Consider the following 12,174-nt stretch of genomic DNA (forward strand, 5'->3'; position numbering starts at 1 on the left):
CCAGTCGAAATACTACAGACAGATATGAGCCGAGAACGGAACCGAGATACTGGTCGCTACGTCCAGACACTCACCCTCGACGCCGTCCTTCGGGCGATCCGTGAAGCCAGTGACCCGGTCGTCACGGCAAAGGAACTGAGCGAGCGACTGAATTGCTCGTCAGAAGCAGCCCGTCAGAAACTCGTCCAGCTGCATGAGCAGGGACTGATCGAACGTCGGAAGGTTGGTGCAGGGGCAGTCATTTGGTGGATCGACGAGGATACAGCGGAACCGAGCGGAATCAATGCAGACGATCCGTTTTGGTCGCTGAAGCCAGCCGCTGGTGAACCTGTCGAGGAGGACGAGATCGACGATATCCTCTACGGTGGCGATGAGTGAACAACCACAGCCCCTGTTTATCGATACGGGGGCATTCTTTGCGTGGGTGAATGCACGTGCTGGACGGCATGAGACCGCCCAGTCCGTATTCGATGCGCTTCGCCGTGAAGCGATTCCGTATCAGCCGTTGTTCACGAGTCGGTATGTGCTCTCGGAGTTAGCCACGCTCACCACTCGGAAAGTCAACCACAAGACAGCGGTCGATGTGCTTCAGACAATTCGCCGTTCGGAGAGTTTCAATATACTTCCCGTTGGAGAGGGCGTGTTTGCTGCGGCGTGTGATGAGTTCGAGCGCTATGACGACCAGCAGATTTCGTTCGTTGACCACACAAGTGCGGTCCTTGCCAGTGAATATGAGATTGAGCATATCTTTGCTTTTGATCGGGATTTTACGACGCTTGGGCTGATTCGGGTTCCTGCGGATATTCACTTCCCAAAGTGAGTTTGGTTAGGAGTGCGAGGAGAATCCCACTCTTGGGTCGGCAGTCAGTCGAGCACACGCGAGTGGTTTGAGCAGTTTGTGTATTACTACATCCATCAGAAACCGCATCAATTCCTCGATGGAAAAACGCCGGTTGAGGAGGTGCTAAACTAGCAGTGCCGGAGTTCAGTTAGCGTTGAGGATTCGACGTATTGGAGTCTCCGCTGTATCCGGGCTCAGGATTCGCGTAGCAGCCCGTACTGTAAGCCGAGTTTGAAATCAAGGACGGTATGCTCGTCAGCAAGCCCTTCCTCTTTCCAGTCATAGAATGTCATAATCTACAGGAGAATTATTTCAATAGTGGTTTACAGTCTCTTCTACCCACTTGAGTCTTGAGTAGAATTATAAGCCTGCCGAAAAAACAAAGATGCGTGACAGTTACGTTTCTTAGCGGGAGTGGGTTCGAAGCTCTCCAAGAGGCGGTGTTCGAGCGGGTAAGTACCGTTGCGGGCAATCAGCCGGAAGCGGTGGTATTTCTCGAAGCGAACGACTATAGACATCCTGCAATCGCTGATGCGTGGGCGGCAGCCAAGGATCCGCTACGGATCCGTGTAACTGACTTCGACGATTTGGCGTGTGAGTATTACGAACGACTCGTCGGGCCAGGGACACGTCTCGACACTACTTTGCGGCGACAGTTGATCGGCCAAGCGCTACGAGAAGTCGGTGATGAGGCCCACTTTGCCGAAGCACAGGCCTACAATCGAGACATCCGTGAGCTTCTGGCGGAACTCGCGGGTGAGGGCTATGATGATACTGCGGAGATTTGGTCGCTCGTGAACGACCACCTCAGGAACCGAGCGGCGAATGTAGTCGGCCGAACTGCTGAATCATTCGCTACACTCCGGACTGCATGCGCGAGCGAAACATACAGTATATCCGACACATACCAAACTGTCCTGTCGTCTCAAACCGAATTAGAGAACACAGTCAAGGCTGACGTGGTCGTTGTCTCTAATTATTCTAGCCTCTCACAAAATGAAATTGCACTCCTTCAGCGACTCGCGGAAACCACTGAGATTTTCATAAGCCTTCCACTAACGGCAACGCCTGAGAGCGGTGACTCTCCGCCCGAGAGTCTGATTGGAGCAAATGAATACACCGCCGATACGGTCGAGATATACCGGTCACTGGCTGACGAGTGTGTGCATGTCCCTGCAGAATCAAAGGAAGACAGCTACGGAAGCAAACTTGCCGTTGCCGCCGGGCAGATTTTCACCCGAACACCGACGGCCGAAGAGGATGAGACACCACCTTCGGGGTTACACTGGCATTCCACTCCGACACCGATCCGTGAGGCACGGCAGGTCGCTCGACGTGTCCGGCAGCAACTCGCCGATGGCGCAGACCCTGAGGACGTGCTTGTCGTCGTACCCGAATTACTATCGTACCGCAGCCAACTCGCTGAAGCCTTTGACGAAGTAGGTGTCCATGCCGCCAACGTGGGTCGGCCACCGATACAGCAGACACAAGTTGGGCGGGCAGTGCTGAGGCTCGTTGACTGCTGTCTCTCAGAGCCGACACAACGAGATGTGGCAGCACTGGCAAGCAGCCCCGCAGTGACGCTGGGCGACGACGATGAAACGGTCGATACGGCCACGATTCTGAACCTGACCGACCGGCTCCCGACTACAGACCTCGATAGGCTCCAGAGCGAACTAGACGATGATTCCACAACGGCGATAGATCACTTCTGCCAAGATGTTGAAACGGTTGCGTCCGCATCACAGGAGAAGACTATTAATGCTCTCCGCGAGCTCTTCGACGCGGTCGAATTAGAATCGAACGCGGAACGACTTGCGGATGGCGGTGCGGGGATCGAATTGACCGCTCGAGAAACAGTTGAACGCACCCTTGACGCCGTCGAGACGGTTGAATCAGCCGCTGGAGAATGTGGATTCGGATACAGGAAGTCGGCAGATCCAGCGCAGTGTGTGGCTGACTCACTAGATGGGCAGCGCGTCCCACAGCGGACACGCAGCCAGAAGGGTGTCGTCAGGGTAGTAGGCCCACAGGACGCTCTCGGGCTGTCGTACGACCACCTCCATCTCGTTGGTCTCACTCGGGCAGCGTTCCCACCAAATCGGACCCGACCGGAGTTCTTCGAACGAGTTTTCGATGCACTCCCAGGCGTGGACACAGTCGACAGGAGTGCTCGCGCCCGTTATCAGTTTGCAGTGCTCGTCGGGGCGGCCGAGACGGTCCATATCACCACACCAGAGACAGGAGTCAACGGTGACGAACACCTTCCTTCGCCAGTGTTAACTGAATTTTCCCGCGTCACGGGACTTAAGGCGAAGATGGTTGACCGAAGTGTCGCCAGTGCAGCGGACCTCCAACGAGAACTCGCTGGACTCAACGATCGAGAACGGGAAACTGCACTCTCCCAAGCTATCGACGAGCGGATGATCCTCTTGCGGACTGCTGAGACGGTTCGACAAGGAGTCGAGTGTGTGAAGAATCGTGCGAAGACGGAACTGACTTCCCACGACGCCCAATTGGAACCGGAGACGGTTGCCGCACTCCACGAGACGAAGGCTCTCAGTCCGACACAGTTGCGCGACTACGCGCGATGTGGATTCCGTTACTACGCCGAACGGGTCTTGGGATTCGAGGAGCCAGAAGAGTTCCCCCTAGAACCAACACCACTCGATCGCGGCTCCCTCGTCCACGACAGCCTCGAATCGTTCTACGAGGATCTGCTCTCCGATACAAATGGCCCTGTCAACCTCGCCGACTACGAGCGGGCGGACTTAGAGGAACGATTGCTAAAGAGCGTCCGCATGGAACTGGACGCTATCGACGCGCCAACGGACGGTGCGTTCGGCGACCGATGGCTCGAACAGTTGCTCGCCGGCCTAGCGACGCCATCTGAGAACGCCCACTATGGCGGCGATTATCCGCACAAGGGCCAAGACCGCGGGCTGTTCGTCCGGTTTCTCGAACACGAATTAGACGCCGACGACGCCGTCCTCGTGGTTGAGGAGCCGCTTGACTTCGGCGCGGGCGACGGTGAAATCCGCGTTACAGTACCTGATGGGAGAGAAATAACGGTTCATGGCCGTATTGATCGTGTTACAGTCAAGGACAACGACGGCGTCGTTGGCATAGTTCACGATTACAAAACCAGTGACCCGACTACGAAACTCACGTTCGACGGAGTCGGGTTCCAATTGCCTGTGTACACTATTGCAGCGCAACAGGAACTCAAGAAGCAATATGGCGAAGACTTACGATATATCGACGGAGAGTTCTACACCGTCGAGCCACCAACAGATGTGACTCGGAAACGGAGTCTTCAGAAGACAATCTGGCGGAAGGATGGCGACCGTGATGATCTCGAACGCTTCCTCGATAGTGTCGTCCCCGAGCGCATCTCGGACATCAGCGACAGCATCGGTAACGGTGGGTTCCACACTACGACGCTGGAAGCCGACGAAGCAAAGTGCAAACACTGCCAGTTCCGCGACGTGTGCGATGTACGCCATCATCGTCGCCGTGAGCGCGTCGCAGCCGTAGACGAAGAGGAGTATTATGTCCCACAACGGGCTCGGCCTGGCAGCTTCTACGACGGCCTCGGGGGTGACGAGGCGTGAGCGAGCATAAGGATCTGGAGGAGATGGCGGCAGACGACGCAAACGATACGGACGACGAGTTCGAACTCACCGAGAATCAAAAGGCAGCACTCGAATTTGATGATCACGTTGCTGTCACGGCCGGTGCAGGGACCGGGAAGACAACGACACTAACAAGTCGTTACGTTGAACTCTTAGAAAACGACACGGACCCGTCTCAGATTCTGACAATCACGTTCACGACCGATGCGGCAGCCGAGATCCGTGAACGTGTCCGTGAGGCCGTTGCCGAGCGCCTGAACGAGGCGGTGACCAGCAATTGCGACGAGAAAGATGTCAGGGGTGACGATATCCCCGATTACGAGCGGTGGCGAACCGTCGCAAACGAGGTTGAAGATTGCTACGTCCACACGATCCACGAGGCGTGTGCGCGTCTCCGTTCGGAATTCTCGATCGAGGCGGGTATCCACCCAGACGTGGAGACACTCGACGAAGCGGAGGCAGGTATGCTCGCCCGCGACGTGGTCCGGGAGAGTATTGATTCGATGCTGGTAGATGATCACGAGCGGCGTGGAGATCTCCGGCTACTCACCCGATTATGGAGTCGCTCTGGGCTTGAGACCGTTCTCATCGGACTGTTGGAAAGTCGTCCGATGAGTACCGACTGGGCTGATCGGTGGTGTGAAGCAGCTCCTGATGAGTACCTGGATACAGTCTGGCGATCGGTCTACCCCGTCGACACCGAGACAGCCCGCGAACTACTGACTGACGATAGGGTGCAGCAAGCATTCAAAACGATTTCAGATATTGATACCGAGGCCCTCGGGATCAATCCTGACGAGGACGACGGTGCGGACTTCATTCACACAGTCAATAGTGTCCTGTGGGATACGGGTGTTGCGGACGGGACCGCGGAAGGACGCGACTGGCAAATGGCGCTTGACCGACTGTGTGACCGAGTGACGACTGGTGGCGGAACGGTGTACAGTCAGGAATATCGATACAAAGGTGCGAAAAAGAGATGGAAAGCGCACGGCGAGAGTTGGCAGCGATTGAAAGACGCAGCCGACACGTTAATTGATGTACTTGATCCTGATGAGCGGGAGTTCGTCGGGGGACTGGGATCAGATTACAATGGTAGTCGATATGCTCCGGCACTCGCCCGTGTATTTGAGACGGTCGCCGAACGGTACACCGACCGGAAGGACAAGCAGAACGCGGTTGACTTCGACGACCTGATTGAGGATACTATTACACTCTTGACGGTAAACGATGATTTCCGCGATGCCGTCCAGTCGAAGTTCAAGTACGTGATGATCGACGAGATGCAGGATACCGACCCGTCCCAGTGGGCGCTTATTCGCCTGATTGCCGGAGGCAACGATCCAACGACAGGCTCCGATACGTTCGACGCAAATCTGTTCCTCGTCGGTGACGAGAAACAGAGCATCTACCGCTTCCGTGGTGCTGACGTTACCACCTTCGGAACGGCGCGAGAAGCTCTCGCAGAAGCGAACAGCGACACAGCGACTAAGCGGGACGATGAGTACGAAACGGACTCCGCAGAACTCGAACTAACGACAAATTTCCGTACTGTCACAGCGCCGCGAAAGTTCAACAACGAGATATTCGAGCGCGTGTTCACGCCGTTCGAAGAGCAGCGAAAACCATTCGAAGCCGCATCTCAGTCTCTCAACGGGCAACGTACGGCAGGAGCAGAGGTGGCGGGGTCGGTCGAGTACCTCCTCATCCCGAATGAGGACGAGCAAAGACTTCACGAGACGGGCTTTCTCGCGGACACACCCGTCTTCGGCGATGCGGCCGACCGCGAGGCGCACGCACTGGCGGCGCGACTGACGCGACTATTCGCAGACCCTCCAGAAGTGTACGACACAGACACTGAGAAAACTCGCAAAGCACGTCCAGAGGATGTGACGATCCTCTTCCGTGCGCGGACTCGACTGCCAAAGTTTGAGCGCGCGCTCAACGTCTGGGACGTGCCTTACACCGTCGCCTCTGGCACAGGGTTCTGGGATACACCGGAGATCCGGACTCTCATCGGGCTCTTCGAAGTGCTTGCGACCCCCGACGACGACGTGGCGCTGTATGGTCTCCTGCGGTCGCCGCTGTTCGGATTCACTGACGACGAGATTGCTCACCCGGCCGCGAGCGAAGGGTCGCTGTGGACAACGATTCAAGATAGAGGAGGAAATCTCGGAGATGCCGCAGAGCGAATCGAAGAATGGCGGGAACAGGCAACTGTTGGTGACGCGACTGCCGCACCGTTATGGGGACAGCTTCTCTCCGGTATACTTGCAGAGACGGGCTATCTCGGCGCCATCGGGGCAGGCGATAGGCCGCAGCAAGCCGTGGAAAACGTCGAACAATTCCGCGAACAGGTTCGGTCTTGGGCCGATGGTGGGAGACCAACCCTAGCAGAACTACTGACGCGAATCCGCGACCGACGAGAGGTCGATACCCACGCGTCACAGGCGGATGTTCCGGAAGACGCTGACGGCGTGCGACTCCGGACCATCCACTCTGCGAAAGGACTGGAGTTTCCCATTGTCGTCGTTCCCGAGGTGGGACGGGAGTTCAATTTCGGCAGCAGTGTCGACGATGACGGGAAAGTGTATTTGGAGGAGATCCCCGTTGAAGAGGAGACAGAACCAATTCTCGGATTGAAAGCTCCGTCGCCGAACGACCCGTACGAGTCGGTAGATACCCTCGCGCGGTCGGAACTGAAGCGCCGCGGGAGGTGCAGGGAGCGCGCCGAACAGAAGCGACTTCTCTACGTCGCCGCCACGCGGGCCCGCGATTGTCTCCTGTTGTGTGGACTCCACGAACTCGATGACGACGCAGAACCACTCACACTGTCCGAATCAAAGCCCCACGGCGACGGGAAACGCTGGCGAGACTGGCTCCAACCTGTGCTCCTCGGTGACGGAACACTCAACCCGGACGACGATTACCCAGAGGTAGCCGACACCCTCGATGCCCTCAGTGACGACGGTGTCTACGAGACAGAACTTGACGAGGCCAATTACACCGTTCGGGTTCCGCCCGCACCTCTCGAAGATTGGCGTGCAGTTCGAACAGACGATGACAGCGAACGTGACGGGCTGGTGGACGAGAGAATCCCGTGCGTGAACGTCCCAGAGGCGGACATCTCGCAGCCACCGGTTGAGACGACCGCGACTACCTTCGCCGAAACGGTCGCACCAGATCCCACATCTACCATCGAGGGCGACGTGGTGGCAGACACCAACGCTGACCCGGACGAGGAGGGACTCGCCGAGAATCACGTCGGGACTGTGGTTCACGAACTGCTGGAGCACCGTCCACCACGCGAGGATTGGCGAGCCGTCGCCAACCGCCGGGCGAGCGGACTCGGCGACCCCACAACGGAGGATCTCGATCTGATAGTTGAGTACGCCGAGCGTGGACTTAGCACCCGAGAAGCATTGGTCAAGTCGTACGACCCTAATACGATTCACGAAGAGGTATCTGTGATCGCCCGATTCGACGCCGGACGGGTCGTCGGTGAGATAGATCTGCTGCTCGTAACTGACGAACGATTCGTCGTCCTTGACTACAAGACCGACGAGACGAGTACGCGCTCCGTTGACGACCTCGCTGAGAAACACTGGCCGCAGTTAGAGGTATACGCCGTCGCACTCGCACAGAGCGATCCAAACCGTACCGTGGAGACCGTACTGTACTTCACTGACGCGGACACAAAGCGACGGCAGGAGTTCGACGTGTTTGATCTTGAAGATCTCCAGGACGATTTAGAAACGAGGCTGTCGCAGCTGCGGTCGGCTAGCGAAGGTGAGCCACTGACTCGACGCTAAGCTCTCTTTCGCGTCATTCGTCCCTACTGTTAACACCGACGAAACCGATGCCTGAAATGCAAAAAACTATTTGCCTGCCGACGGATTAGTTACGAACGTTATGAGCAAGTGGCGAGCGAAGCGTCGATACGAGGCGAACCGGCGCTTCGGCGAGCGTGCAGACGACGCGCTTGTAGCCATATCTGTGCTTAAAGCACGATCCGAGGGGATCGAACTCGGTCGTGATGACGAGGAGTTACGTGCGAAACTCGAAGACGGGCAGGATCTCTTGACAACCGTCCGCGACGCTCTGGACGGCGAGTCTGGGCTGGATCCGTTTGAGCTGGCCGTCGCGGAGAACGTCTCCGAGCAACAGAGGGGTTCGACTCGACGGATGATCGAGAATCTTGACGCTGCTGCTGCCGAACTTGCGGCTGCGAGTGACGGCATGGAGTTCCACCGCGGACTGCAAGACGCGAAGAATTGGCTTGAAGCTATCTCCACAGTCGCCACTAAAACGTCGCAGGCGACTGTCGACCGAATGCGAGGGAACGTTGCCAACGGCACTCATTGATGCCCGCGTAAAGTCGCTTCGGGCGAAACGAAACTCGATTCGTGATCTGTTTAATCGCGTTGACGTTGATATCGAGGCTGAAGACGACATATTCGACTCCATCTCGAACAGATTCGAAACTGTCGAGGAAACCCGAGATGACTTCCACAGGTCGTACGATCAGGCACCGGAGGCCGACGTGACGAACGATCTGTACGAGAATCACATCCGCGCAGTCGATCGCTTGGCACGAGAGCTGAACGTCCTTGAGACGGAGGCCGTGTATCTTGACCTCTACCAACACCAAAGCACCGGGCACCGCTCGACCCAACTCGAACACGCCGCTGAAGTCTGTGAGGAACTGAAGTGTGTGTTCGATGTTGATCCAATGGTAATCCCGGTGATTCGCAACGGGTACGCCTTCGATCCGATAGACGAAGAGCTGCCGTCTACAGGCGGCGAGAAGTTGAACTACGCCTTGATCCTGCCCCGCGAAGGAGATGACCGGCGCTACGACCCATTCCTAGCACACGAGATGGCACATTCCCTGCTAGACGAACACCCGAGACTACGGTCACGATTCCGACGTGAAGTCAACGAGAGGAACAAGACAGTGAGCCGAGACGGCGTGTTTGGCGATACCTGGAGGAACTGGTTCGAAGAGTTCTTCTGTGACATCTGTGGTCTCCTCGCTTACGGTCCTGCGTACTATTGTGCGGTGGTTAGACGGTTGAGTAACCACGGATCCTTCGAGTTTGAACGTGGTGAAGATGGGGATCCGCACCCACCAGGAGCGCTCCGTGTTGATGTCATTTGGGAGTTAGCCGAACGAAAATTCCCGGAAATCGCCAACAGTATCCGAGACGATGCAATCGCGTATGACCGCCACCTTAGCGCACTCCAAGCGGGAAAACCGCCGGACTACGACACCTACGATGACGACAATTTAGTCAGTTTCCTTCTCGATGAGGTACCAGAGGCCATCGACCACGACCTCGACGCGCTTATTACCGATATCAAAGATGGAATCGATCCAGCTGACCGGCCGGAGCGACGACACCGCCTCAAGGCAAACCGGGAATGGCTGTCGTCATACCTACCTCAGAACGGCGGGTAACGAAGGTTTGACACCCAACTGTGACCGAGTCGTCGGTTCATCTCTCGCGTAAGTGAGACTGTGATCGGGTCTTTCGTCCCTTTCGAGGGTGACCCCCAGTTGAGTTCCGAGAGGAAGAATACGTCGCGGCCAGCTTGGAACGCGTCGACATCACCTTCCGCCGCCTTGACGTGACAGCGAAGTGTCTGCGGCGACCCCTGTGGTAGTTGTTCCGTGTCCGATGTGACGACGACAACTGTATCATCGTCAAGCCGAGCGTGTGCACCCATCTCCGGCATTCCCTCGTCAGCGTACAGCCGATGTGGGCTTCTGTGGGTCACCTCGATGCCAGCCCATTCGAAGTCGTCGGCGAGATATTCAGTGTCTCGGAGACGTTCAATGGTCTCTTCGATTCCTTCAATCTCTTCGTTGCCGAAGAACCCGTTTCTATGGATCGTCAGTGACTCGAACTTGTCAATGTCGGAACCGTCGTCGTCTACGACATCGCGTAGTGCGTCGCGGACGATCTTCTTCGCCTGGCTCCGATCAGTCACACTACTCCGGTTGGTCGGATTTTGATTTTCCGTTCGATAAATAATCTCGTTCGTCATCCCGGATAGCATGACAGCACTTGCAGTACCGCGGTCGCCTCCGTCAGCGTTGAATCCTAAGTATGCCTGCGTCGAGAGTTGCCCCTCGACAGTGAAGGGTACGACGCCCAACTTCGCTGCAAGTCCGACAGCGGCGTTCTCCACCACGTCCTCGTTGTGACCTTTTCTATCTTCGATCCCAGTCTGTGTGACGACCTGGAGCGGATGGCCATCCAGTATATCGATCAATCTGTAGTAGCTCTCTTCGTCGAACCCCTGGAGAAATCCGAGAGTGATATCAAAATGCTCACGGTCCTCCCGGAGTTCCGCAACATCGCCCTCAACGTCGTATGCGAACGCGGCCGGGCGCTCGCTCAATCGTAGACCCAAGTTCTCCTCAGCGTAATCCCTGATCGATTCATACGCCTTGAACGCTGCCTCGTCCTCCTCGTCTGGAAACACGAGCGCCGTTTCGATCAGGTCACCGAACGTCCGGCGTGGACCGAACTTCTCAAGGTAGCCGCTCTTGATCGGATTCCAGTATTCCTCAGTGATTTTCTGACCCGGTCTCGTCTGGTTCTCCAGCCCGACAGCCATCTTTACCGCCTCGTCACGACCGAACCAGAGAGTTGGGTAACCGTACCGTGACACTTCCCGCCTCATCGGGTCAGTGTCAACCGTAACGTCCACGTCACCGATCTCGAATCTTCGGACAACATCGAGAAACTCCTGGGTTCGTTGCCACCGTTCCTCAGGCTCGAAGGCTGCCAGCTGACTCACCTCGTCCGGGCGCTTGTCAGTCGGGGCATAACGGAGTAACGACGGAGCAGCAGGATAGAGGTCACCCCTACCGAAACTGACGAGTACTGCCGGTTCAGACTCATCGATTCGTTCAGCATAGCGATCACCGTACTCTTGGCGAGCGAACTTCAGAACCGACCTGCCGTCGTTAGCTTCCACTTCTGACACAGAATCTTCTAGAATATCGACGAGCGTGACTGTCGCTCTGTCTGGCCTCTCGAAGACAAACTGGTCGTCTAACTCGGCCTCAATTCTACCACGAGACCACGAATCATCGGCAAGGTAATCAGCCAGCGTCTTCGAACTGTGCGTCCCGAGTGTCGGGTCGAGTGTGAGTGTCAGTCCACTGCGAGCGTCCAGCCGGAGCTTCACTCCAGGATAGACATCGAATCCACGGAGGTTCCACTCCGAATTCTCTGCGTACACTCGCCTCCTGTAACGCCTGTTATCGAACCAGTAGTCGTCCAACCGTTCGATCTGCGATTCTAGTGCATCGAAAATCGCCCGCTGTATCAGTTTGAAATCTCTGTCCCGTGAAAAATCGAGTTGAACCTTACCGTGACGGTGGAGATCTTGACGGTTCACAGACTCGACTGTTTTCCGATGATCATGTGCACCGACAACTCCAACGCACCACGTGCCGTCCAACCGGTACCAATGTGCCCGCCCCCCGACAGTATCTCGCAACCGTTCAGCATGCGCGTTCAACAGAGAGAACAAGGCTTCTCCCTCTGCTTCCGGTTCGGGGTTTATTTCGTACAGTTCAGCACTAGTATCCGAAAGTCCAACTTCAAAGGAGTTCAGGAATCGACTCATTGAGTAAACATGATTCAAGCAACGTAAAAATCCATTGCGTCATAGGAATAG

Annotated in this window: 7 protein-coding genes and 1 pseudogene; 7 read left to right on the forward strand and 1 reads right to left on the reverse strand. The window is 56.4% G+C overall.

Annotation, left to right across the window (positions count from 1 at the left end; translation table 11 throughout):
* Positions 1 to 24: 24 nt before the first annotated feature.
* From V5735_RS00130 to V5735_RS00160, 7 genes and pseudogenes are all read left to right on the forward strand, one after another.
* Entirely contained in the window at positions 25 to 378 is a 354-nt protein-coding gene (locus tag V5735_RS00130; RefSeq protein ID WP_423743108.1) for an HTH domain-containing protein, read from the forward strand.
* Positions 371 to 820, forward strand: coding sequence for a type II toxin-antitoxin system VapC family toxin (locus tag V5735_RS00135; protein WP_423743109.1), 450 nt, complete (start codon positions 371 to 373; stop codon positions 818 to 820). Before V5735_RS00130 ends, V5735_RS00135 begins: the two co-directional genes overlap by 8 nt.
* A gap of 27 nt (positions 821 to 847) precedes the next feature.
* Positions 848 to 973: pseudogene (locus V5735_RS00140) on the forward strand (IS6 family transposase); the annotation flags it as partial.
* Positions 974 to 1,230: 257 nt separating this feature from the next.
* The gene (locus V5735_RS00145) at positions 1,231 to 4,455 is read left to right on the forward strand and encodes a PD-(D/E)XK nuclease family protein (RefSeq protein ID WP_423743110.1); all 3,225 of its coding nucleotides are present in this window, start codon (positions 1,231 to 1,233) and stop codon (positions 4,453 to 4,455) included.
* Complete coding sequence (locus V5735_RS00150) at positions 4,452 to 8,288, forward strand: UvrD-helicase domain-containing protein (protein ID WP_423743111.1); 3,837 nt, start codon at positions 4,452 to 4,454, stop codon at positions 8,286 to 8,288. Before V5735_RS00145 ends, V5735_RS00150 begins: the two co-directional genes overlap by 4 nt.
* A gap of 100 nt (positions 8,289 to 8,388) precedes the next feature.
* The gene (locus V5735_RS00155; RefSeq protein WP_423743112.1) at positions 8,389 to 8,841 is read left to right on the forward strand and encodes a hypothetical protein; all 453 of its coding nucleotides are present in this window, start codon (positions 8,389 to 8,391) and stop codon (positions 8,839 to 8,841) included.
* Entirely contained in the window at positions 8,822 to 9,937 is a 1,116-nt protein-coding gene (locus V5735_RS00160) for a hypothetical protein (RefSeq protein ID WP_423743113.1), read from the forward strand. The genes V5735_RS00155 and V5735_RS00160 overlap by 20 nt, the downstream gene beginning before the upstream one ends.
* On the opposite strand, the gene V5735_RS00165 is transcribed toward V5735_RS00160, so the two are convergent.
* Positions 9,922 to 12,123, reverse strand: a complete 2,202-nt coding sequence (locus V5735_RS00165) for a hypothetical protein (RefSeq protein WP_423743114.1) — start codon at positions 12,121 to 12,123, stop codon at positions 9,922 to 9,924. The genes V5735_RS00160 and V5735_RS00165 overlap by 16 nt on opposite strands.
* Between the last annotated feature and the right edge of the window lie 51 nt (positions 12,124 to 12,174).

It is taken from the genome of Haladaptatus sp. SPP-AMP-3, assembly GCF_049568665.1.
GTDB lineage: Archaea > Halobacteriota > Halobacteria > Halobacteriales > Haladaptataceae > Haladaptatus > Haladaptatus paucihalophilus.